This is a genomic window from Grimontia sp. NTOU-MAR1 (assembly GCF_035758505.1).
Classification (GTDB): domain Bacteria; phylum Pseudomonadota; class Gammaproteobacteria; order Enterobacterales; family Vibrionaceae; genus Enterovibrio; species Enterovibrio marinus.
The window spans coordinates 2,785,122-2,810,270 of sequence record NZ_CP142108.1 but is presented as its reverse complement, the minus strand read 5'-3'; the positions used below and the strand labels follow the sequence as shown (position 1 = coordinate 2,810,270).

The 25,149-nt window shown below is 50.0% G+C and carries 18 protein-coding genes and 1 riboswitch; of the genes, 17 read left to right on the top strand and 1 reads right to left on the bottom strand.

From position 1 onward, the window contains the following. Nucleotides 1–361 precede the first annotated feature (361 nt). From VP504_RS13025 to VP504_RS12950, 16 genes are all read left to right on the top strand, one after another. A complete protein-coding gene (locus VP504_RS13025; protein WP_325891530.1) occupies nucleotides 362–1,759 on the top strand; it encodes an undecaprenyl-phosphate glucose phosphotransferase in 1,398 nt (465 codons plus the stop codon). Nucleotides 1,760–1,769: 10 nt separating this feature from the next. Then, entirely contained in the window at nucleotides 1,770–2,978 is a 1,209-nt protein-coding gene (locus tag VP504_RS13020) for an outer membrane beta-barrel protein (RefSeq protein WP_325891529.1), read from the top strand. Continuing rightward, nucleotides 2,975–3,499, top strand: coding sequence for a polysaccharide biosynthesis/export family protein (locus VP504_RS13015; protein WP_442788878.1), 525 nt, complete (start codon nucleotides 2,975–2,977; stop codon nucleotides 3,497–3,499). The genes VP504_RS13020 and VP504_RS13015 overlap by 4 nt, the downstream gene beginning before the upstream one ends. 63 nt (nucleotides 3,500–3,562) lie before the next feature. Then, nucleotides 3,563–5,782 (top strand): GumC family protein, encoded by a 2,220-nt coding sequence (locus tag VP504_RS13010; RefSeq protein ID WP_325891528.1) that lies wholly within the window; start codon nucleotides 3,563–3,565, stop codon nucleotides 5,780–5,782. Nucleotides 5,783–5,812: 30 nt separating this feature from the next. Further along, nucleotides 5,813–6,784, top strand: coding sequence for a DHH family phosphoesterase (locus tag VP504_RS13005; RefSeq protein ID WP_325891527.1), 972 nt, complete (start codon nucleotides 5,813–5,815; stop codon nucleotides 6,782–6,784). A 12-nt stretch (nucleotides 6,785–6,796) separates the two neighbouring features. Next, nucleotides 6,797–7,714, top strand: a complete 918-nt coding sequence (cysD, locus tag VP504_RS13000) for a sulfate adenylyltransferase subunit CysD (RefSeq protein ID WP_325891526.1) — start codon at nucleotides 6,797–6,799, stop codon at nucleotides 7,712–7,714. 57 nt (nucleotides 7,715–7,771) lie between these two features. Next, nucleotides 7,772–9,181, top strand: a complete 1,410-nt coding sequence (gene cysN / locus VP504_RS12995; RefSeq protein WP_325891525.1) for a sulfate adenylyltransferase subunit CysN — start codon at nucleotides 7,772–7,774, stop codon at nucleotides 9,179–9,181. A 58-nt stretch (nucleotides 9,182–9,239) separates the two neighbouring features. Next, on the top strand, nucleotides 9,240–10,292 hold the full coding sequence (locus tag VP504_RS12990; RefSeq protein WP_325894045.1) for a glycosyltransferase: 1,053 nt from the start codon (nucleotides 9,240–9,242) through the stop codon (nucleotides 10,290–10,292). Beyond that, nucleotides 10,276–11,520 (top strand): O-antigen ligase family protein, encoded by a 1,245-nt coding sequence (locus tag VP504_RS12985; RefSeq protein WP_325891523.1) that lies wholly within the window; start codon nucleotides 10,276–10,278, stop codon nucleotides 11,518–11,520. Before VP504_RS12990 ends, VP504_RS12985 begins: the two co-directional genes overlap by 17 nt. Next, entirely contained in the window at nucleotides 11,517–12,329 is an 813-nt protein-coding gene (locus VP504_RS12980) for a putative capsular polysaccharide synthesis family protein (RefSeq protein ID WP_325891522.1), read from the top strand. The genes VP504_RS12985 and VP504_RS12980 overlap by 4 nt, the downstream gene beginning before the upstream one ends. Next, nucleotides 12,329–13,372 (top strand): glycosyltransferase family 4 protein, encoded by a 1,044-nt coding sequence (locus VP504_RS12975; RefSeq protein ID WP_062705583.1) that lies wholly within the window; start codon nucleotides 12,329–12,331, stop codon nucleotides 13,370–13,372. The genes VP504_RS12980 and VP504_RS12975 overlap by 1 nt, the downstream gene beginning before the upstream one ends. A gap of 3 nt (nucleotides 13,373–13,375) precedes the next feature. Next, nucleotides 13,376–15,094: an SLC13 family permease gene (locus VP504_RS12970; RefSeq protein WP_325891521.1), complete on the top strand. Its 1,719-nt coding sequence runs from the start codon at nucleotides 13,376–13,378 to the stop codon at nucleotides 15,092–15,094. 9 nt (nucleotides 15,095–15,103) lie between these two features. Next, on the top strand, nucleotides 15,104–16,417 hold the full coding sequence (locus tag VP504_RS12965) for a flippase (protein WP_325891520.1): 1,314 nt from the start codon (nucleotides 15,104–15,106) through the stop codon (nucleotides 16,415–16,417). Nucleotides 16,418–16,557: 140 nt separating this feature from the next. Then, nucleotides 16,558–17,424 (top strand): UTP--glucose-1-phosphate uridylyltransferase GalU, encoded by an 867-nt coding sequence (gene galU / locus VP504_RS12960; protein WP_325891519.1) that lies wholly within the window; start codon nucleotides 16,558–16,560, stop codon nucleotides 17,422–17,424. Nucleotides 17,425–17,584: 160 nt separating this feature from the next. Then, the gene (uvrA, locus tag VP504_RS12955) at nucleotides 17,585–20,419 is read left to right on the top strand and encodes an excinuclease ABC subunit UvrA (RefSeq protein ID WP_325891518.1); all 2,835 of its coding nucleotides are present in this window, start codon (nucleotides 17,585–17,587) and stop codon (nucleotides 20,417–20,419) included. 44 nt (nucleotides 20,420–20,463) lie between these two features. Next, nucleotides 20,464–22,116, top strand: coding sequence for a lipid A core--O-antigen ligase (locus VP504_RS12950; RefSeq protein ID WP_325891517.1), 1,653 nt, complete (start codon nucleotides 20,464–20,466; stop codon nucleotides 22,114–22,116). A 49-nt stretch (nucleotides 22,117–22,165) separates the two neighbouring features. Here the strand turns inward: VP504_RS12950 and VP504_RS12945 are convergent, their stop codons facing one another. Then, entirely contained in the window at nucleotides 22,166–23,284 is a 1,119-nt protein-coding gene (locus VP504_RS12945) for a pyridoxal-phosphate-dependent aminotransferase family protein (RefSeq protein ID WP_325891516.1), read from the bottom strand. 218 nt (nucleotides 23,285–23,502) lie between these two features. Further along, nucleotides 23,503–23,678, top strand: a riboswitch (Lysine riboswitch). A gap of 102 nt (nucleotides 23,679–23,780) precedes the next feature. On the opposite strand from VP504_RS12945, the gene lysC reads away from it, so the two are divergent. Then, nucleotides 23,781–25,130, top strand: coding sequence for a lysine-sensitive aspartokinase 3 (gene lysC / locus VP504_RS12940; RefSeq protein ID WP_325891515.1), 1,350 nt, complete (start codon nucleotides 23,781–23,783; stop codon nucleotides 25,128–25,130). Nucleotides 25,131–25,149 lie beyond the last annotated feature (19 nt).

The window sequence follows — 25,149 nt, the reverse complement described above, 5'->3', positions numbered from 1 at the left end:
TGACAAGCGACCAAATCTTAATGAGAAAGAAGCGCTGACTAATTAATACATGGTCTTATTAACCATACAAAACCATCCTTATTGTGGAACAAAGCTCACTCCCCACCCTCATTATCCATACCCGTCAACACTATAAAAAACCCATTAAAAACAGCATAATAAAAATGTCACACGCAAAAATCGGACAAACTTAATCTTCTCTGGCTTATCACATGCTGCTTTACTTATATCCAATAATCTAGGCGACTTGTAATTGATTTTCATTCAAATGCAAGTCTTGGATAAATGGCTCGTTTCTTTACAAGGGAAATGCAACAGACAATTTCGCGGCTGGTGCTTCTCACAACAAAAAGTCAAAAGAATGGAAAGTAGAAAAATTCGTACACACGGCGCAGAGTTTTCGATCCTCTATCGACTGTGTGACTTGGCCGTTATCAGCGGCACACTCGCAATTGTTAGCCAACTCTATCTGGGGTCAGTAAGTGAAGCTTGGCTTCATCTTGCAGCGCTAGTTTGTATTTTCTACTTGTTGTTTGCTGAAAGCTCTCACCTGTATCGCTCTTGGCGTATCAGTAACTTCCAAGGGCAAATGGTCGCGACATTACTGCCATGGTGTGGCGCTTGTTTTCTGCTTGTTGCCTATTTCTTCTTTTCGAAAAGTGGCATTGAGTTTTCCCGTGTCGTAATGACGCTTTGGTTTACAGGCACCGCAGTAGGCCTTGTCCTTTGGCGCTTTATCGTGCGAGCAGCACTTAGCCGTCTGCGTAATCACGGCTTCAATATCCGCAATGCTGTCATTATTGGCACCACAGCTAACGGCATTGAGCTGGCGAATGAGTTTACTAAAAATCAAACGCTTGGAGTGAAATTGCTTGGGTTTTACGAAGACCGAAACAGCGATCGTATTGAAGGCACTCTACCCGCTCCTATGCTGGGAAAAGTCAGTGATGTACTTGAACTGGCCCGTCAGGGTAAGTTGCAACATGTCTACATCGCCATGCCGATGCATGCAAAAGACCGCATTGCCCGCTACTTGAATCAATTTGCGGACACGACGACAACCACATACTTAGTACCGGACTTTTTCACTTACAACCTGTTGCACAGCCGCTGGCAAACCATTGGGCATGTTCATACGCTAAGCGTCCACGATACCCCCTTCAGCGGCATTGCAGCTTGGGCAAAGCGTCTGGAAGATATTGTACTTTCCATCATGATCCTGCTCCTGATTTCCCCAGTTTTGCTGGTCATTGCCATTGGCGTGAAACTCTCATCGTCAGGTCCGGTGATCTTTAAGCAACATCGCTATGGGCTGGATGGCAACAAAATCAATGTATGGAAGTTCCGCTCCATGTCAGTAATGGACAATGGTGATGACATTAAGCAAGCCATAAGGGACGACCCACGTGTCACACCTTTTGGTGTATTCATTCGTCGTACCTCACTTGATGAACTACCGCAGTTCTTTAATGTGCTTCAAGGTAGGATGTCTATCGTGGGCCCACGCCCCCATGCCGTTGCACACAACGAGCAATACCGCGCCATTGTTGACCGCTACATGCTGCGCCATAAAGTCAAACCTGGTATTACAGGTTGGGCACAAATCAACGGCTACCGAGGTGAAACTGACACCTTGGACAAAATGGAAAAGCGTATCCAGTTCGATTTGGAATACATCCAGAACTGGTCACTGTGGATGGACATCAAGATTGTTGTCGCCACCGTGTTTAAGGGCTTTGTCAGCAAGACGGCGTACTAGGGAGAAGTGAGTGAAAAGCCGTAATGTATTGTTTTACTCATTGTTTACTGCCCCTTTCTCTGTATTGGCAGTAGAGCCACATACCTATCAAACGGAAAACGGCATAGACATTATTCCGACACTACAATTCAGTGCTGGCCATGATAACAATGTACGCCGAACAGAAACCAATTCGGTTGACTCAGCCATGTACCGAGTGAGCCCCGAAGTAGTTGCCCAACTTGAAACACACCGCTCAGCCTATCAGTTTGATTACACACTGGATGCGGTGAGTTTTACTGATAGCAGCGAAGATGATTACGTAAACCATGAGTTGCACGGCAACGCATTCTGGCTTTTCGATATCCGTCATCGTCTTCGCCTTGATTACAAGTACCGCATCGCCAGTGAAGCACGAGGAACAGGTTTAACAGAAGGCTCCAGCCTGAGGGTGGATGACCCTTTGCGTTTCAGGCGTCATGACGCCAACGCTCGGTATATGTATGGCGCTAATGGTGCACCGGGCCGTCTGGTAGGCATTCTGGGCTTCGAAGCCAAAGAATATGATGACGAAGTTTTCATGCGTACCAATGGCGTCACTGTAGACACCAAATTTTATAACTGGGACATGCCTTACGTGGCGGGAGAGTTTTATTACGCGGTCTCGAGCTATTTTCATGCGCTGGCTATATTCCGCCATGAAATCCGCACCTACGATCATTTATTTACGGGTCCCGGCGGCAGCCGTGACAATAAAAATACTTTCCTGTATGGAGGTCTCGACTGGGACGTTACTGGTAAGACTCAAGGTCGCCTGTTGCTTGGCTTCCAGAATAAAGACTTCGACAGTGACCAACGCTCCAACTTCCAGGGTCTCAGCTGGCAGCTAAGACTTAAATGGCAACCGACTGATTACAGCGAGTTTCGCTTTGAAGGGCGCGACTTTGCGCGCGACCCGAACCTGAATGCTGACTATGTAAAGGATCGATCCATCAAGCTTGACTGGGAGCATAAATGGACCCCACTAGTGACAACAACAACCTCCGTTAGATATGGAACCAATAACTATCCGGGTATTCGTAAAGATCACGATACCCAGTTTGAAGTGAGCGCAACCTACAGCATTGCCCGCTGCTGGGATATGACTGCTGGCGCCTACTGGTTTGAGCGCGACTCTACGTTGACTGGCTATAGTTATGATCAAACACGATTTTTTCTCGGCATGGAGGTGAGCCTGTGATCAAACGAATTAGCTTTATTCTTGTAGCCCTGCTGACATTTTCAGTCACCGCATATGCTGATAATGAGCAGTATGTGCTCGATGACGGTGACAGAATTTCTATCAAAGTGTATGGCGAAGAAGACCTCTCCATGGACATTCTTCTCAGCACCCGTGGGCGGTTTGATTATCCTTATCTCGGTAGGTTGGAAGCAGCTGGAAAAACAGTCGGACAGCTTCAGGAAATTATTCAAAAAGGTTTGAAAGGTGACTACCTCATTGACCCAAAAGTGACAGTCAATGTGATTCAGTTCCGTAAGTTTTACGTTAACGGTGAGGTGCATCACCCAGGCGGCTATGACTATCAGCCCGGCTTGACGATTGGTAAGGCCATCGCCATTGCCGGCGGTTTCACTGACCGCGCATCAAGAAACAAAATTCAGCAGACAGAAGCCAAGAGCGGCAAAACAGAAAATAACGTTGGCCTGTCAAAAGCTGTTGGCCCCGGCGACATTATCGTTGTGGATCAGAGCTTCTTTTAAAGAAGCCAGCCAAACCATACAGCTCTTTTTTGCGCACGGAAGATTAAAAGGACTACTAACATCATGAAACTTATCGAGCCTAACCCGGCCAGTGAACCAGCGCGCCTCGATCTCAAGCGCTATGCCGGTGTGATTTTGCGTTATTGGCTGCCAATCGCTGTGTTTGTGGCATCGGTAACCCTTATCGCAACGATACTGATCCTTGCTATAACCCCGGTTTACCGTGCGACCGCGACACTGCTTATCGAATCAGAAGCCAACAAAGCGGTGTCCATCGAAGAGGTGTATACCCTAGATACCAGCCAGAAAGAGTATTACCAGACTCAGTTTGAAATCCTTCGCTCCAACCATATTGCAGAGAAAGTGATTGATGAGCTAGGTATTGCCAATATCCGCGAGTTTAATAATGAGGTTGGCGAGCTTTCAGGCCGCGAAAAACTGCTCGGCTTCCTTTATCAAATTGGGCCTTTGCAGCAATTCTTGCCTACGCCCCCTTCGCCATCAGAAATGGCGGATGACGCAGCGGCACGTGAAGCCGTACTGAACAAATTCAAATCACACCTGACCATTGAGCCTATCCGCAACACCCAGTTGGTGCATGTGCATTTTGGCTCGATCGACCCAGAACTGGCAGCGAAAGTCGCCAATGCTCTTGGTCAGGCTTACATTGAGTCCAATCTGGAAGCCCGTTTGGTAGCCACCCAAACCGCATCGTTCTGGATCACCGAGCGCCTCACCGAACTGAAAGACAATCTGGATGCCGCCGAGCTTGCCCTGACCAACTTTCTGAAAGAAGAACAGCTGATTGAGCTTGATGACATCGACCAGTTGGCAGGCTCAGAACTCACTAACCTGTCTATCCGCGTCAACGAAGCCCGTGAGCGTCGCGTTGCAGCGCAAAGCCTGTTTGACCAACTGAAGAACAACGCCAGCGGCAGCCTGATGACAGTGCCGGAAATATCCAACCACCCACAGGTTCGGGACGTGAAAAACGCCGAAACCGACGCCGAACGCAGGGTGTCAGAGCTTGCCAAACGCTACGGCCCGAAACACGACAAAATGATCCAGGCACAGGCGCAGTTGGACTCGGTCCGCGAGCGTATGTACTCGGTGATCAATAATCTGGCGCAAGGCATTGAAAAAGAACTGAACAGTGCACGTCAGCAAGAACGCGCACTGGCAGCAGAGCTTGAAAGCAAGAAGAGCGATTACCAGAACATCAGTGCAAAACGTGCACAGTACGAGTCACTCAAGCGCGACGTTGACTCTAACCGTCAACTTTACGATTTGTTCCTGAACCGCCAGAAAGAAACCACAGTGGCTGGTGACTTCGATGCTGTAAACGCGCGCTTCACAGATCGTGCGACTATCCCTCAACATCCATCTAGCCCTCAGACGGGCAAATTGATCGTGATCAGCGCCGCATTCGCTCTGCTGCTCGGTATCGTTGGTGCGTTTTTAGCGGATGCTTACCGCAACACCATTGAAAAACCTGACGATGTTGAGGAGAAGCTGGGGTTGCAGCACCTAGGATTTCTGCCCCGAGTGAAAGCGAAGCGATTCAAGAACGCGCCGCTTGATCACACTATCTATCTAGATCCGGACGAAGCGCTATTCAGTGAGTCGGTTCGGACTATACGCACTTCTATCCTGCTGACGCTGACCAACAGCAAACGTAATGTGCTTGCAGTGACTTCTTCACTGCCGTCTGAAGGCAAGACCACCGTGGCGATGAGCCTTGCCCAGTCACTCGCCAAGATGGAACGCACACTTCTGATTGACTGCGACATGCGGATGCCAGCTATCGGTCAGCGCTACGGCCTGCCACGCAACCAAGCAGGGTTAAGTAATGTACTGGTGATGGGCGTTCCAGTGACCGAGTGCATCTATCATGATGGTGTAACGCAACTCGATATCTTGCCTGCTGGCCTGTTACCACAAAACCCGCAGGAGCTTCTGGGATCAACTAAGTTCTCAGCACTGATAAACCAGCTGAAACAGAGCTATGACCGAATCATTCTCGACACAACTCCTATTCAGGTGGTCAGTGACGGATTGATTCTGGGACGTCTTGCCGGCGGCATGATTCTGGTGGTGAAAGCAGAAGCGACCACCGAGAAACAGGTCAATCGTTCGATCAGCCAACTTGTTCGTCATGACATCGCCATCGATGGTGTGGTGCTTAACCAACTCTCCGCCAAATATGCGGAGGAAAAATACAAGCTGCACTATGGTTATTACAACAATAACAAGCAGGATGATGAAACACTGAAAGCGGGTTAATCGCTTTCAGAACAAGGATTAACGATAACAATGAAAACCAGTTTTGATGTTTTTAACGGCGATGCTGACGGGATTTGCGCTCTGCTTCAGCTTCGTCTCGCCTCCCCAAAAGACAGTGTACTGATCACTGGAGTGAAGCGCGATATTGCTCTATTGAAACAAGTCGACCCTGCTGTCGCACAAGATGTGACCGTCCTGGATATCGCGATGGAAAAAAACCGTGCGGCAATGGACAACTTATTGTCGCAAGGTGTGCGTGTATTTTATGCCGACCACCACAACCCTGGAGAAGTGCCGGACCATCCTTCGTTGACCACACACATCAATACGGCAGCAAACACCTGTACCAGCCTGATTGTTGACAAGCTGCTGGATGGCCGTTACCGCGAGTGGGCACTGGTAGGTGCCTATGGCGACAACATGATTGCCACCGCCGACACACTGGCGAACAAGTCAGGACTGTGCGGACAGGACCGCATCAAATTGATGCAGTTTGGTACTTACCTTAATTATAACGGTTACGGCTCTTCGCTTAGCGATTTACTGTTCGCGCCGGCGGAGATTTACCGTCTGATGGCCGCCTACCCTTCACCGTTTAACTTCATTGCTGAGCGTCCGGACGTTTACGCCACACTCGAAGACGGCTTTATCGGTGACAGCGAAAAAGCTGCGGCGATTATGCCTTACTCCGAGCGAGCAGGATCCCGCATATTTATGCTGCCAGATGAAGCCTGGGCGCGCCGCATCAGCGGGGTCTATTCCAACGACTTAACCAACCGTGACCCGGAGGTCGCCAACGCGGTGATCACGGCAAAGGCTGACGGTAATTATCTTGTTAGCATCCGTGCACCGCTGAAAAACCGCGTCGGCGCTGACGAACTGGCAGCCTCTTTCCCAACGGGCGGTGGTCGGAAAGCTGCGGCAGGCATTAACTGCCTGCCGGCAGAGTTGCTTAACGATTTTATTGATGCTTTCCACCAGCGTTACCAGCTGACAACGTAAAAAGGAATAACCATGGCGGATGTGATTTCGCTAAACCAAACCCATCTTAAACAGCTTGAGAACGAGTCGATTCATATCATCCGCGAAGTGGCCGCAGAGTTCGACAACCCTGTGATGCTTTACTCTATTGGTAAAGATTCAGCTGTCATGCTCCACCTTGCAATGAAAGCGTTTCACCCAGGTAAACCGCCGTTTCCGCTTCTCCACGTCGACACAACGTGGAAGTTCAAGGAGATGATCACCTTCCGGGACCAAATGACCAAAAAGCTCGGCCTCGACTTGCTGGTACATATCAATCAGGACGGTGTGGACATGGGTATGGGGCCGTTTACCCACGGCAGTGCCAAACATACCGACATGATGAAAACCCAAGCCCTGAAGCAGGCGCTGGATAAATACGGCTTCGATGCGGCTTTTGGTGGTGCTCGCCGTGATGAAGAAAAAAGCCGCGCCAAGGAACGTGTTTACTCCTTCCGCGACAAGCACCATCGCTGGGACCCGAAAAATCAGCGTCCGGAACTTTGGGACGTATACAACGGCCGTGTGAACAAAGGTGAGAGTATCCGTGTATTCCCGCTCTCCAACTGGACCGAGCTGGATATCTGGCAATACATCTACCTGGAAAACATCGACATTGTACCGCTGTACTTTGCAGAGAAACGCCCAGTGGTTGAGCGCGACGGTACTCTCATCATGGTTGATGATGACCGTATGCCTTTGGAAAAAGGAGAAAAGCCGAAGATGAAATCTGTGCGATTCCGCACCCTTGGCTGCTACCCGTTAACAGGTGCTGTGGAATCCACGGCTGCCACTCTGCCTGAGATTATTCAGGAAATGTTGCTGACCAAAACTTCAGAGCGGCAAGGCCGCGTAATTGACCACGATCAGGCGGGCTCCATGGAGCAGAAAAAACGCGAAGGCTACTTCTAAAAACCATAAGCCTCGAAAACCATTTAAACATTTGCTTGCCTGCACAAGGAGTGACTCATGAGTCATAGCTCATCGCTGATCGCATCGGACATCGAAGCCTATCTTCATCAGCATGAAAACAAGGAGTTGCTGCGCCTGCTGACCTGCGGCAGCGTAGATGACGGTAAATCGACCCTGATTGGTCGTCTGCTGTTCGATACCAAATTGATTTTTGAAGACCACCTCACCAGTCTGCACAAAGACAATGCCCGCGTCGGTAATGCCGGGGAAGCGCTGGATCTGGCGCTGTTGGTTGATGGTCTGCAATCTGAGCGTGAACAGGGCATCACCATTGATGTGGCCTACCGCTATTTCTCAACCGAAAAACGTAAATTCATCATCGCTGATTGTCCAGGGCACGAGCAATACACCCGTAATATGGCGACGGGTGCTTCCAACTGCGAACTCGCGATTGTGATGGTCGATGCACGTAAAGGGCTACTGACCCAAACCCGTCGTCACAGCTACATCGTAAGCCTGCTCGGTATCAAGCATGTAGTGGTTGCTGTGAACAAAATGGATTTGGTGAACTTTGACCAAACCGTGTTTGAGTCCATCCAGGCTGAATATCAGGCAATAGCCTCCCAGCTGGGTATCAAAGATGTCCGCTATGTGCCGATTTCTGCGCTGGCAGGCGATAACGTCGTCGGCGCCAGCGAAAACACACCTTGGTACAAGGGACCATCCTTAATGGGCCTGCTCGAAGGCGTAGAAATCAGCCGCGACCAGAACCTCGACCAGATGCGCTTCCCCGTTCAATTTGTGAACCGCCCTAATCTCGATTTTCGTGGTTACTGCGGCACTCTTGCTTCCGGCATCCTGCGCAAGGGCGATACTGTGATGGCAATGCCGTCTGGTCAGCAGAGTACAGTAACCTCTATTGTGACCTATGACAGCGAGCTTGATGCCGTCGCACCTAAAAATGCCGTGACGGTAACACTGGCAGACGAAATCGATATTTCCCGAGGTGACATGCTGGTTCATCCAGACACCGCCCCTACTGTCACAGACAGCCTTAGCGCCAGCATTGTCTGGATGTCGCAGGACACCATGAAGACCAAACGTGACTATGACTTCAAGTTCACCAGTCATAACGTGACAGGTCGCATTACCGGCATTGAACACAAAGTCGATATCAACAGCTTCGAAACGCTGTCTGCCAATGAGTTGGCACTGAATGAAATCGGCAAAGTGGATTTACGTCTGAATGCACCGGTCGCGGCAGATAATTACAGCCTTAACCATAAAACAGGCGCGTTCATTGTGATTGACCGTCTCACCAATATCACGGTGGGAGCAGGCATGGTGGAAGCACTCCACGCACCACATAAACAAAAAGCAAAACGTACCTACACCGCGGCAGAAATTGCGTTGAACCGTTACATCCGCGAGCACTACCCGGAATGGGAAACCAAATCGGTCGAATGATCGGGGTGATAACGTGGATACGTTGACGCTAAAGGCTAGGGAAGAGAGAAGCACCACCATGGCGGTAAAAGTACTGCACATTATTAATGATCTGTCACGAAACGGCGGCGCGCAGCGTTTTGTCGTCGATTTAGTGTGCCCAACGCCTGAGGGATACGAGAGCAAGATCGTGATCTTGGACGATATCAACGACCTGTCCGGCGAGCTGGAAGCTGCCGGTGTGGAATGCATCGTCTGGAAAAAGCTGTCCCTAAAGGAAAAGTGGCAAATTTTAAGATGGCCTGATGTGGTACATAGCCACCTCTTTCCCTCTATTTATGTAGCGCTAACAGCGTTTGGTAAGAAGCGAATTCAAACCGAGCACAACTCACATAACCGACGCCGCGACCACATCTGGATGAAGCCTTTCGAATGGCTGCTTTACTGGCGCTACCAGAAAACCGTGTGCATCACTGGTCAGGTACAAAATGCGCTGGAAGATTTCCTCCCGCATTGGAAGAAGCACTATTCGGTGATCCTCAATGGCATAAACCTCAGCAAATTTTCCATGCAAGAGAGGCAGTCACCTGCAGAAGATGCGCCTGTTCTTATCGGCATGGCAGGCCGACTCCACCCTTATAAAGATCACCCAACGCTGATACGTGCGCTTGCCAGATTGCCAGCCCGTTATGAGCTACACCTCGCTGGTGATGGCGATCGCCGGAGCGAGTATGAAGCATTGGTTAAAGAGCTTGGCCTTGAAGACAGGGTGGTCTTCCACGGTGTGCGCTCTGATATTCCTGTGTTTTTGGACGGGCTGAACATCTATGTTCAGAGCACCATTATCGAAGGGTTCGGCCTGGCTGCAGTTGAAGGCATGGCCGCAGGATTGCCCGCTCTTGCATCGAACGTCCAAGGCATCGATGAGGTGATCGGGACTGAAGAATATCTGTTTCCCTTGGGTGATGACGAAGCACTTGCTCAAAAGATTGCTTCAATTTGTGAAGACCCTGAGAAATACACGCAGGCATCGCAACGTTCTTTGTCACGCTGCCAGCTCTATAAACTGGAGACTTTCCGCGAGCAATATTATCAAGCTTATCAGGAGCTAGCGGATGACAAGATCGCTTGAACATGCTGCAGCCCTCGCCGTTGTCCTGTTTTTTGTCCCCACAAAAATCAGCGTAGCCGGTGTCAGTCTTTATCTTGCAGACTTTGTCGGTATCGCTGCGCTCGGCTTTCTTGGTCTTACGGCTATTCGCGGAAAACTGCTGCAATCGACCTTGCGTGCGGGTGGCTTCATTTTTGTCTTTGCCGCCTACATCGTGCTAACCGGGATCATTAGCAGTGTGCCGCCGAAGCTTGTCGTTATCGAAATGATCCAGTGGCTTTCTGTGGCCGCCTTTCTCGGTGTACTGCATCAAGCAGGGCTGTTAGCTTCTCCTCGTTTTCTGTGTCTTGTTGCGATTTATACCTTTATGGGAGCGCTTTACACGGCGGGGTGGCACTTAATGCACCCCGAGTACAACGACTTCAAAAAGCTTGGAAACACCAAGTATTTCTTCGGGTTTACCTGCGCCCTGCTCTACATCCTGCGTGACCAGATTCGCTTTGGTCATATCCTGCTTGCAGTAGCAGCCGTCATGCTATTGATGTCCGGCGAACGTAAAGCCCTGTTAGGCATTGCAGCGCTCATCGCCTGCGATCTGCTGTTTTGTCGTGACGTGTCGCATCCACGTTCGCGCCAAACCGCCTTTGCACTGGGTACGCTTGGATTGATGGGCTGTGTGCTGGCACTGCTTTCTGTCTGGTATATGGTTGGCACACACGCCATTCTCGATAAGTTTGAGTTTACCCAATTCGACATTCTTTTCGCCGACCAACATGAGGCGCGTTGGGATTCTGAGTTATGGCGAAAACTGCTGCTGGCCAATGGTTTTGCTCTGTTCCTGGAATACCCAATATTCGGCGTCGGGCCCAAAATGCTACCGGTCTATATCGCTAACTATTTCCAAAATCAGGAACTGGCTATCTACACCCATAACTTTGCCCTCGATGTGGCGATTGAATATGGCTTGGTAGGACTGTCCATTCTTATTGGTGGCTTCCTGCTGGGTCTTCGTCACCTATTCCGGCAGCGCTTTATCAACCCGGTGTCATTTCTGCTGGCGGTTTACATTCTCGCCATGGTGCTCTTTGTCGCTGTAAACAGCACCATCATGCTGATGTTCCTGTTTCCCTTTTTCATCAATACGCGCACTGCTCCAAAACCTTTACCCGAAGCATCCATTTCTTCAACGCAATCTCTGGACGCCTTGACGCCGCTTTCAACCATCGAGTTTCAAGAGGATAAAAAATGAAGTTCAGCCTAGCCCGACAGCGCGCTTTTGACCAAACCTTGAACGCGCCGGATTTTGTCCTGGTTTACCAAATGGGAAAGGTTGGCTCATCGTCTATTGAAGCATCCCTTGAGCATGCAAATATTCCCAGCTGGCACATTCACACCTTCGACGATAACGAAGAGTTCCAGATGTACCATAACACTGACGATGTTTCGTGCTTCTTTGACTGGCATATTCGTGCGGCGTACAAACTAACCCTGTCGCACCGCAAACGCATTTTGCAAAAGCGCGATCACCTGAAAATCATCACTCTGGTGCGCGACCCGATAGCTACCGTAGTCTCCCGTTTCTTCCAGGATCTGCACATTCAGTTCATTGCAGGTAAAAAGAATGAAGCCATTCATGGCGATATGGATGCCACACTGCGCCACCTGACTGATGCCTTTGAAACCCAGATGCGTCTGGATTACTTCACCGATTGGTTCGATAGGGAACTAAAGCGTCAGTTCGACATTGATGTGCTTAAACATGTTCAGGACCCATCGCAAACGCACTGGCGTATCGAGCAAGGTGGCTGCGATGTGCTGCTAATGAAATGTGAAGCGATTAACCAATCAACAGATGTGCTGGGTGAGTTTCTTGAACTGCCGGATTTCAAGCTGCAATCAAGCAATGAAGCGTCCAACAAATGGTATTCCTCGCTTTATCAACGCTTTAAAGAAACCTATCCCTTTGAGCGTTTGTTCCATCTCTATGATGCGCCTTTGTATCGCACCGTCTTCAGTGAAGAGGAAATCACTCAATTTAAGAAGAAATGGGGGCAGTAATGAAAACCGTTCTCCATATTACGGAAGCGTTTGGCGGCGGTATTCAAACCGCGCTCTGCAGCTATGCGAAATCGACCCAAGGGGCCCCGATTCGTCATCATCTGTTTGCCAGGCTACGCACCAATGATGATACCGGTATGGCGATCACTACCCTCTTCGATGATGTTCAAACCGTGGAAGGGGGATTATTGGCTTTCTTCCGTGAAGCGAGAAAAGCGGTACTTCAGCTGCAACCAGATGTGATCCACCTTCATTCCAGCTTTGCCGGGTTTCTGGGTCGGTTTCTACCCAAAAAAGGCAACACCACAATTGTCTACACCCCGCATTGCTACGCATTTGAACGCCGGGACATTTCTGATTTCATGCAGGAAGTGTACATGCGCCTTGAGAAACTAGGCTTATCCCGTATCGACATGATTGCTGGCTGCAGCGAGAGGGAATGTGAGCTTGGTTTTGCGCTTGGCGCCAAAAAAGCGGTACACCTTAATAACTATGCTGACCTTGATAAGGAATTGGCATCACTTGAGGCTGACAATGAAACGCCCCCCTACAATGTGATGGTTGTTGGGCGGATCTCACCACAAAAAGACCCGCAGTTTCTGCTGGATACTATTACCAGTCTGAACGAATACCCAGAAGCCACCCAAATCAAACTGCATTGGTTGGGTGGTGGCGATCCTGACATGGAAAAAGCACTTCGTGAAGCGGGTGTGGAGGTCACCGGAATGATCCCCCACATGCAGCTGATGCAAACCCTGAACAATGCCGATTTATACCTTCATACTGCCGCGTGGGAAGGCATGCCTCTCACCATTCTTGAAGCCGCAAAGCTTCGTATTCCGATGGTATTACGCATTATCGGAGCCACCCAAAACCTACACTATCCGTTTATGGCGAGCTCGCCGGATACTATGGCCAAGCAAATTGTCACCTATTGTCAGCGCCCTGATCATCCAGATTATCAGCAAGCTATTGATGCATTTAACCACGATTTCAGTGCTGAAAAACAACGTGATGCTCTGCTCTTGATTTATGAGGCCTGACCAATGTTGGTGGTAGCACTTTTGATAGCAGGACTGCTAATCACACTCCTGCTGACCAACCTGCGTCCAGCTCTGGTGTTTGGTGGTGTGTTTACTGCACTCTTACTGCTCGATATCGTGCCTGCTATCCAGCTTTTCAACAACTTCACCAACACCGCCCTGATCACTCTGGTATTGCTGGTGATGGTCTCAGTGATACTTGAGCGCACACCGCTTATCAGTACGCTTGGTCGCTGGTGTACCAGTGGTAGTTTGAGGAAAGTCGCATTCCAAACCACGCTTTCCGCGGGTTTGCTTTCTGCTGTTATCAATAATACAGCCGTGGTCTCTACCCTGATGCGAATTATGACGAGAAGCGCGTATCCGGCCAGCAAACTTCTTATTCCACTTTCTTATGCTGCTATTTTAGGTGGCACCATGACCTTAATTGGCACTTCCACTAACCTGTTGGTGAATGGTTTTACCCTCAATGCCGGATTACCGGGTATTGGCTTTTTCGACTTCACATTGATTGGCTTACCCTTATTTCTCCTTGGTGTCATGGTGATAACCCTGATCTCCATCAAGCTGTTGCCAAGCCGGAGCGGCAATGAGGACGAAGCCTCCCAGGCTTATCTTTTAGAATCCCAGCTCGATGAAAACTCACCACTTGTCGGTCAAAGTGTCGGTCAAAGCGGACTTCGCCATCTGGAGCGATTGTTCCTTGTCGAGATAGTACGACGAGAACACATCATTTCACCGGTGTCTCCCTCTGAACATCTGCAAGGTGGCGACATCTTAGTTTTCTCCGGCGATCTTGAGGCGACCGCGTTACTAGATAAGTTCAAGGGACTATCGCTGAAAACACAGGGCGAACAACTTCCCTCTGACAACCTCATCAGTGTGGTGGTCACTCCAAATGCAGTCATCTCTGGAAAAACAATAAAGTCCCTCAATTTTCGGGCTCAATTCGGTGCAGCCGTGGTCGCCGTCAAGCGTGGTGAGGTCCAAATGAGTGGCGGTTTAGGTCAAATAAAACTCCAAGGTGGCGATCTCTTGGTTTTGGCTGTCGGTGAAGATTTTTTCACGCAGGGAAACCTGGCTCAGAATTTTATCCTTGTGGGGCAACAGGAAAACAATGCTCTGCTCTCGCACTCTCAGTCCCTTCTTTTCAGTGTCGGCGCAATCACCGCGCTTGTGGCTAGCTTTATGGACTGGCTACCACTATACAAGGGCTTGATTCTGCTGCTGGCCATTGCTGTGGGAACACGTCTGGTGTCTATTCATGACTTAAGACGTCGCTTCCCGTTTGAGCTGGTTCTGGTGATTGGTTCGGCCTTGGGTTTAGCGCAAGCTATTTCCCTGACAGGGCTTGCAGATACGCTTGCAAACTTCATTATGAACATCGGACAGGCAGGCGGCGCTTTCGGGGCATTGGTCATTTTGTATCTTGCCACCTGGTTGATGACCGAGCTTATCACCAATAATGCCGCTGCAGCGATAAGCTTTCCGGTTGGCTTGGCAATTGCCGCTCAATATCAAATTGATCCTATGCCATTTATCATGACGGTCGCTTTCGCAGCCAGCTCAAGTTTCCTCTCACCGTTCGGGTACCAAACCAACCTGATGGTTTATACCGCAGGTCGTTATGTGCCGAGAGACTACCTTAAAGCCGGGCTGCCTTTGAGTCTGGTTTATGGTGTGCTTGTGCTTTCTCTTGTTCCTTTCGTCTTTCCCTGGTAAGGCCGTTCCATGATTTCTCAACTTGTTCACCGTATTCAATCCATGGAACCTGCCCGCCGCCAGTTTCTGTTTCACGCAGCTCTTGCAGCCATTTTCCGGGTTCTCTCTGCTGCTGCGGCGTTTTTACTTAGCGTGGTTGCCGCACGGGTACTTGGCGCAGAACAATCAGGCCTGTTTTTCCTTGGTATGAGTCTTGCGATTTTGCTGGGCACTCTCTGCCTGATGGGGATGGAAAACGCTCTTCTGCGGTTTATTGGACTAGCTGGAGAACAGGAAAATGCGAACTTAACCAATCAAGTCTTCACCAATGCACTGTTTGCAGTATTACCCTTCTCAGCGATGGTCGGTGGAGTGACCTATTTGGCTGCACCTTGGCTAGCAATCCATGTGTTTAGTAAACCCGAAGCGACAGAAAGCCTGAGATATTTTTCTCTGGCGATACCGTTTGTCAGCCTGTTCTTTCTTAACGGCTATGCGCTTCAAGCAACGCGCAAAGTCATTGCCTCTGTCTGCTCCATGCAACTTGGTGTGACGGTCCTTGCACTACCCGCTCTCTTGCTGCTCGCCCATTATCAGCCCAGTCCAATGGCAGGCACAGCATCTGTGCTTTATGTCATTGCCTCCGGGCTAGTGGTGTTAAGTGGTATGTGGTTATGGTTTCGAGTGCCGGCACATCACCTCGATACCAGTGACCGCAAGATGCCAGCACTTTGGAAATCTGTGCCTAACCTTTGGTTGATTTCGGCCACCAGTCAGGCAATACCTTGGGCGTCGGTGGTGTTTGTAGGTCTGTTTGTGACCTCTGAGGAAGTCGCCTATTTTTCTGCAGCTCAACGAACGTCCCTCCTCATCAGCTTTATGTTGATGGTCATTAATTTCGTCGCTGCTCCGAGGTTCTCGGCACTATTCAAAGCAGATAAGCTCGACGAGCTGAAACGTTTGGCTCAATTTTCTACCCGTCTGATGATAGTGTGTTCTATCCCGGTGTTGACGGTTGTTCTCATCTGGCCGGATACCATCATGGCACTGTTCGGTAAAGAGTTTTCACAATCAGGTCAACTTCTGGTTATTCTGGCCGTTGGCCAGACCATCAATGTGATGACTGGATCTGTCGGATTTCTTCTCACCATGTGTGGCTATGAAAGAGACTTGCGTAATATCACTCTATTTGCAGGGGCTATCACCGTGACTTTGATACTGGTATTTACGTCAATATGGGGAATCATTGGCGCAGCGGTGGCCGTCAGTATCGGAGTGAGCACACAGAACATTCTGGCTGTGCGTAAGGTCGAAAAACGACTCGGCTTTTGGCCTATCGGATAACCCTATATTGTTGAAGACTCGCTCTGCACGCTTAATCAAACAATGAGACAAATTGTAACTGATTAATGTTAACATCCCTGCCGCCTAAATTTTTTAACTTTCCGACCAAATTGTTGGATGAAATGTTTTAAGGACAACCTATGATTAAGAAGTGTCTATTTCCTGCTGCTGGCTACGGTACCCGTTTTCTGCCTGCCACCAAGTCGATGCCAAAAGAAATGATGCCTATCGTTAACAAGCCACTGATCGAATACGGCGTAGACGAAGCCATTGAGGCAGGCATCACTGGTATGTGTATCGTGACCGGTCGTGGTAAACACAGCCTGATGGATCACTTTGACAAAAACTACGAGTTGGAGCATCAAATTAGCGGCACCAATAAAGAAGCGCTGCTAGAAGATATTCGCGCCACCATCGATGCTGCGTCATTCACTTACATCCGCCAGAAAGAAATGAAAGGCCTGGGCCATGCTATCCTGACTGGTCGTGAGCTTGTAGGTGATGAAGCGTTTGCCGTTGTGCTGGCAGATGACCTTTGTGTGAACTTGGAAGATGGTGTTCTTTCCCAGATGGTTGCGTTGTACAAGCAGTTCCGCTGCTCAATCGTCGCGGTAGAAGAAGTGCCGGAAGATGAAACCCACAAATACGGTGTAATTTCCGGTGAAGAGATGCGTGATAACCTTTACCGCGTTGACAACATGGTGGAAAAACCAGAGCAAGGCACCGCACCAAGTAACCTAGCGATCATCGGCCGCTACATCCTGACGCCGGATATTTTCGATATCCTTGAGAAAACAGAACCAGGGAAAAACGGAGAAATCCAAATCACCGATGCCCTGCTGAAACAAGCGCAAAGCGGCTGCGTTCTGGCGTACAAATTCAAAGGCGAACGCTTTGACTGTGGAAGCGTAGAAGGTTTCATCCAAGCAACTAACTACTGCTACGAAAATATCTACCTGAAGTCAGATGCACCGAACCAACCTCAAAAAACGGTAAAAACAGGCTGATCGATTCGGGTTGAACCACCGTTAAAATGACATGTCGCAACACTGAAGAAGGCTGTATGTTTATACAGCCTTCTTCTTTTTCATTACGCGATAATGTGGGATACTTCCCCACTCGTTTTTTCTTTAGGCTTCAAGCCTCAGAGCTAAGGGCAAGGTAGACATGGATACGATAGACGTCAGAGGGGCGCGCACCCATAACCTGAAAAACATTAACCTGACGATCCCACGCGATAAGATGATAGTGATCACGGGCCTTTCAGGCTCAGGCAAGTCATCACTGGCGTTTGACACTCTGTACGCAGAAGGTCAACGCCGCTATGTAGAATCACTGTCTGCCTATGCACGCCAGTTCCTTTCCCTGATGGAAAAGCCAGACGTCGACCATATTGAAGGCTTGTCACCTGCTATCTCCATCGAGCAAAAATCGACGTCCCACAACCCACGTTCAACCGTCGGCACTATCACAGAAGTTTACGACTACCTGCGTCTTTTATACGCGCGTGTGGGTGACCCGCGCTGTCCGGTACACAATGTGACGCTGGAAGCACAGACCGTGAGCCAGATGGTCGACAAGGTGCTGGAACTTGAAGAAGGCAGCAAGATGATGCTACTGGCCCCTATCGTTAAGGAACGTAAGGGAGAGCACGTCAAAACACTGGAAAACTTGGTCGCCCACGGTTTTATCCGCGCGCGTATTGATGGCGAAGTGTGTGACCTTTCTGATCCGCCGACGCTGGAGCTTCACAAAAAGCACACCATTGAAGTGGTCGTAGACCGCTTCAAAGTACGCGACGATCTGCAGCAACGCCTTGCTGAATCTTTCGAAACAGCCATTGAACTGACAGGCGGCACGGCCGTGGTCAGCTTTATGGATGGTGACGGTGATGATCTCATCTTCTCGGCCAACTTCGCTTGCCCGCATTGCGGATACAGCATGCAAGAGCTTGAGCCTCGCCTATTTTCCTTCAATAACCCAGCAGGTGCCTGCGCAACCTGTGATGGTCTCGGCGTACAGCAGTATTTTGATGAAAACCGCGTGGTTCAGAATGAAGCTGTCAGCCTTGCTGGTGGTGCCATCCGTGGATGGGACCGTCGAAATTTCTACTACTTTCAGATGCTGAGCTCTCTGGCCGATCACTACGAATTCGACATTGAAACTCCGTGGCAGAATTTACCGAAAACCATCCAAAACGTGGTTCTGAACGGCTCTGGAAATACCGAAATTGCCTTTAAGTATGTGAACGATCGTGGTGACATCACCGTGCGTAAGCATCCGTTCGAAGGTATTTTAAACAACCTCAATCGCCGCTACCGCGATACGGAGTCCATGGCTGTTCGCGAAGAGCTGGCGAAGTACATCGCCAACAAACCTTGTTCAAGCTGCGGCGGTTCACGCCTTCGTGAAGAAGCTCGCCATGTCTTTGTGGGTGACACCAACCTCCCTGCCGTGTGTGAAATGAGCATTCATGAAGCACTGACCTTCTTTGCAGGTTTAGAGCTGACAGGCCAACGCGCACAGATCGCCGATAAGGTACTCAAAGAGATCCATGACCGCCTGAGTTTCCTCGTCAACGTCGGTCTTAACTATCTCAACCTGTCACGCAGCGCCGACACTCTTTCAGGCGGTGAAGCGCAGCGTATTCGTCTGGCAAGCCAGATTGGAGCGGGTCTGGTCGGCGTGATGTACGTGTTAGACGAACCGTCCATCGGTCTTCACCAGCGTGACAACGAACGCCTTCTCGCCACTTTGGAGCACCTTCGCAACCTAGGTAACACCGTACTGGTGGTTGAGCATGATGAAGATGCCATCCGCGCGGCAGACTACATTATAGATATCGGCCCAGGTGCCGGTGTACATGGTGGTCACATAGTTGCTGAAGGTACGTATGAAGAAATCATCAAGAATGAAAACTCGCTGACAGGCCAATACCTCAGCGGGAAAAAAGCGATTGAAGTCCCCGCCAAGCGTTTTACCTACGATAAGAAGAAAGTCGTGAAGCTAAAAGGCGCTACCGGGAACAACCTGCAAAACGTCAATCTGACGCTTCCGGTCGGTCTATTTACCTGTGTCACAGGCGTATCCGGTTCGGGTAAATCGACCCTTATCAACGACACCTTTTACAAAATTGCCCACCAGAGACTGAATGGTGCAACCACAGGTGAGCCTGCGCCTTTCAAGGACATTGATGGTCTGGGTCACTTCGATAAAGTCATAGATATAGACCAGAGCCCGATTGGACGCACCCCACGCTCCAATCCAGCAACCTACACTGGCATTTTCACGCCAATCCGTGAACTGTTTGCCGGTACTCAGGAGGCCCGGTCACGCGGATACAAAGTTGGGCGATTCAGCTTTAACGTGAAAGGCGGCCGCTGTGAAGCCTGTCAGGGCGACGGCGTTATCAAAGTGGAAATGCACTTCCTCCCGGATGTTTACGTACCGTGCGACGTGTGCAAAGGTAAGAGATATAACCGTGAAACCTTGGAGATCCGCTATAAAGGCAAAACCATTGATGAAGTCCTTGAGATGACAGTGGAAGATGCCCGCGAGTTCTTCGATGCCGTACCAGCCATTGCGCGTAAGCTGCAAACCCTGATGGATGTAGGCCTGTCTTACATCCGCCTAGGACAGGCGGCTACGACGCTGTCTGGTGGTGAAGCGCAACGAGTCAAGCTGGCGCGTGAGCTATCCAAGCGTGATACCGGCAAGACGCTGTATATTCTGGATGAGCCAACCACGGGCCTACACTTCCACGATATCCAGCAATTACTGACAGTGCTGCATCGACTGCGTGATCACGGTAATACCATTGTGGTGATTGAACACAATCTGGACGTGATAAAGACCGCGGACTGGATTGTCGACCTGGGCCCCGAAGGTGGCAGTGGCGGGGGCATGATCATAGCCGAAGGTACACCGGAAGATGTGGCTCTGGTTAAAGGTTCGCACACAGCGAGGTTCTTGAAACCTTTGCTCAAACAAAAGGCATCATAGGGCGGATGCTGGCATGAGCCAGTGAAAAACAATCTATGCAAACAATGCGATTTCAAAACCTCTGGCCATCAAAAGTGGCCAGAAAACCTTTGGTTAAGCCAGTGCTAATCGCGCTGACTGTGCTGTTTTTATTCTGCTTACCTCTTAACCAAATCCCGCTCGCTTTCTCCGGTGTTCAACATCCAGCTACAGCCTTAACGCTCTTGTTAGCGGTTGCCATCGTTTGCTTTGGGGTTTGGGAAGCGGCAAGACAAGGCCGTTTCAGCCACACGATCATGACTGGATGGCTGGCGCTGAGCGCAAGTTTCGCCCTGATACCATCATTTTATTTTCACGCTGACTGGCATTCGGCTGCATGGCAGGGGTTTAGCGTTCTGTTGTCTTTACTGCTTTTCTGTACCCTGCAGCAGTTCAGCTTCAATCACCTTCAGAGGCAATATCTACTCTGGCTACCACTTTTGAGCGGCTGGCTACTGGCGATTCCTTTGTTGCTTCCCAGCATCAGTGAGATCTCGTCATCGAGCCTTGCAGACATCAAAACCAACAGTGACGTACTAGGCATCGTTCTTCTGACTTCTTTGATGCTGTCAGCGTATTTGCTAGCGCGGACTAAAGCGTACAAGCGCAACTGGATTCCGGTTCATGCCCTTTTACTTGCGACGCCGCTGCTCACCATTCCAGCTCTCGCTGCGTTGAAATCGCCTTGGCTAATCACCGTGATTTTAGTGTTGGTGATTTTCAGTCAGCCATTCTTATTCCGTTTCAGTCAGAAAAGACACCATGGTCTATGGAATTTAGCGGTATTGGCAGGCTTTGCTATCGCTTGGAAGCTTGGAAGTATTCCTCAATCGGCACTTTTTGCAGCCCGTTATTCAGCCAAGGAGTTAGAGGTGCTGTCGCAGGCGTGGGCATTACTGGGACAGGCTCAGTTTGAAGGTATAGGTCTGGGGCAGCTCAATAGAGCACAGCTGTTGTTTGGCGTTGAGCAAAGCCATGTTCTGCCGCTTCAGCAAAAGTATCCCAGTTGGCTGCTCGCAAATTTAATTCAGGGCGGGATTGCCTACTGGGCGAGCTTTGGTCTGCTCTTCATGCTGGTAATTCGCAAGTTGGTGGAGGCGCCGAGTGGCACCCGCATGATGCTGCTTGCGATCATTGTGCCATCCCTCATTGGTATGGCGGTGACAGACTACATTGAGACTAACCTGGCACTTGGTATGCTGTTTGTGGTGCTGCTTTACTGGATAGACAACCTTACCGCGAGATACCGCCGCGTACTTTTGCCATACCCACGGCCGATGAAAGTCGCTGCTAACACGGTGCTGACTACCTCGCTGGTTTTGGTGTTATCTTCAATCTATCTTGGCGAACAGGCACTTCGTACCTATCAAATACGTGATAGTAAGCTGACTCAGTATCAAACCCACCCTTGGTGGAATGACTTCTATCAGCAAGAGGAAGGAAAGCGGGAGTTTCTGGAAAGTGTTGAAAGCAGGGATCTACGCGCGCAGGAGTTGTACCTGCGGGAACAAATCTCCCGACTGGAAACGTCTCCGAATGCCGACGGCTATCAATCGCTGATTGAGCTGGCGATGCTAACCGGGCATAAAACGGTCGCCAAAGAGTTGAAGGATGAGGCATCGCTGCTTTTCCCGTACCGAACGTTTCAGCCTGACTTTTCTGAGCTTCCAGCGGAATAAAACAAAAACGCCCCGCATTCATGCGGGGCGTTTCTCAATTCAATTCCGCTTAACCAAGCACATCCTTCAGTGCTTTCGCACATAAGGCTACGTTTTCACGTTTAGCCGCATAACCCATCAAACCAATACGCCACGCTTTACCTGCCAGCGCTCCCAGACCCGCACCTATTTCCAGATTGTAGTCATTGAGAAGTTTCGCACGCACCGCGGCATCATCGACGCCTTCAGGTACTGCGACAGCATTCAATTGCGGCAGGCGATGGTCAGCATCAACGAGGAAGTTAACACTCAGCGCTTCCAGTTCGGCTTTGAGTAACTCATGCATATCGCGGTGACGTTGCCATGCATTCTCCAGACCTTCCTCTTTCAGCATCAGCAAAGACTCATGCAAGGCGTAAAGGCTGTTTACTGGTGCAGTGTGGTGATAGCTACGCTTGCCTTCACCACTCCAATAACCAAGCACCAGGCTTTGATCGAGGAACCAACTCTGTACCTTACCAGTACGCTGCTGCATTTTTTCTACCGCACGCGGAGAGAAAGTGACTGGCGACAAGCCCGGTACACAGGAGAGACATTTCTGGCTACCAGAATACACTGCGTCCAGTTGCCACTCATCCACCAGCAGGGGTACACCACCAAGAGAGGTTACGGCATCAACAATCGTCAGGCAGCCATGCTCACGCGCCAGTGACGAAATTGTCTTCGCATCACTGAGTGCGCCGGTCGATGTCTCAGCGTGTACAAACGCGACCACCGATGCTTCTGGGTTCGCTTTCAAAGCCGCTTCGACCTTTGCAGGATCAACAGGCTTGCCCCACTCGTCATCAACCATTACCGCTGTTGCGCCACAGCGCTCTACGTTTTCACGCATACGCTCGCCAAATACGCCGTTTCGACAAACAATCACCGTATCGCCTGGCTCAATCAGGTTGACAAAACAGGTCTCCATCCCTGCACTGCCCGGGGCGGACACCGCAATGGTGAAGGCGTTTTCGGTCTGGAATGCGTATTGAAGCAGTGATTTAACTTCATCCATCATTCCCACAAAAAGAGGGTCGAGATGACCAATCGTTGGCTGGGCCAGCGCTTGCAATACGCGTGGCGAAACATCAGAAGGGCCGGGGCCCATCAGGGTACGTTGTGGTGGGATAAAGCGTGAAATTGTCATTATTTGCTCTCCATTGCCTTTTGTTCCTTGGGTCTATTTACCCTACCACCGGATAGGGCTGGCTAAAATCTCAACGTTGAATAAACCCAAGCATCATCAAGCAAAAGTCCTTCACCCGGCTGAAAAGAGGTGCTTGAAACTCAAACAAACGTTGACAATAACATTACAAACATTTATCAATAGAGGGCAATTTTTGCTCAGCACAGTTTGTGCTCTGCAGAGACAGAAGAGGCGCGTCTACCAGGTAGTCGAATTGCGGAGCCCCAACTCCAATGCAATCCGATGAGGGGGTAAGACGCCGAGGCAATACCAGACCTTGGGGGCTGGGTTGTCGGTCTAGAAGGTTGAATCCTTCGGATTGTCATCTCAACGGAGATGGAGCGCTTCTGGAGAAATACCCTTTCTTCCTGCCCGCTCGCACCCTCTATCTGTCTCCCAACTAATTACTTTATTTATTCAGGATTACTCCATTCGCGATTATGGGAGGTGAAGGGAAGTGAACGCATTAAATGTCGCAAAATTTGGCGGCACGAGTGTAGCCGACTACACAGCTATGTCTAACTGTGCAGCGGTGATTAAAGGGAATTTGAGCACTCGACTGGTAGTGATTAGCGCTTGTTCTGGCGTGACAAATCTACTGGTTGAACTGGCAAATGGTGTTGCCAATGACAGGCAGCAGGAAGTGCTGACAAAACTGCACGATATTCATTTCAGCATTCTGAAACAGCTTCCGGAAGCACCGGCAGTTGCATCAGGTGTGAATGCAATTCTCGATGAAGTAGCAACACTCTCTGCGGCGGCAGAAACTTCACCTTCAGATAAAATTACTGACGCCCTCGTCGCTTGTGGCGAGTTGATGTCGACCCATATTTTTACCCACCTGCTGAACGATAAAGGCATCAATGCTGTTCGCGCAGATGTCCGCGATGTGCTGAAAACTGACAACGTGTTTGGTAAAGCCACCCCGGATTTGATTGAAACAGCGCACCACGCTGAAACCGTGCTAACGCCGTTGTTTGAAGACAAGGTTGTTGTGACACAGGGCTTTATCGGCTCTGATGCACAAGGCAATACCACCACACTGGGTCGCGGTGGCAGTGATTACAGCGCAGCGCTTTTAGCTGAAGCCATAAAAGCAACGTCACTGGAAATCTGGACCGACGTTCCGGGTATCTACAGTACTGACCCTCGCGTCGCCCCGGCAGCGAGTCCTATCGATGAAATCAGCTTCAGTGAAGCATCAGAGATGGCAAACTTCGGTGCGAAGATCCTGCACCCGGCGACGCTTATCCCGGCAATGCGTCAGGACATTCCTGTCTTCGTTGGCTCATCTAAAGCCCCTGAACAAGGCGGTACCTGGATTCGTCATCAAGCAGAGAAATCTCCGCTTTTCCGCGCGCTGGCACTGCGTTGCAACCAGACCATGGTGACGCTCACCAGTCTGAATATGTTCCATGCTTATGGTTTCCTGGCGGAAGTGTTCAACATTCTGGCAAAGCACAAAGTGTCGGTTGATCTCATCACCACGTCTGAAGTCAGTGTTTCTCTGACACTGGATCAAACCAACACCAAAGGTGGTGCACCTAAATTGCCTGAAGCGGCAGAACAGGAACTGGCTGCGCTTTGTAAGGTAACCGTCGAGCAAGACATGTGTCTGGTCGCGCTCATTGGTAACCATATGAGCGAATCAAAAGGTGCAGCCGCCAAAATCTTCAGCGCGCTGGAAGACTACAACCTACGTATGATTTGTTATGGCGCAAGCAACCACAACCTCTGCTTCCTGACTAGCACATCAGAATCTAAAGAAGTTGTCCGCGCGCTACACAAAGAGTTGTTCGAAGATTAATTTCTTCTTCTGTGGATAC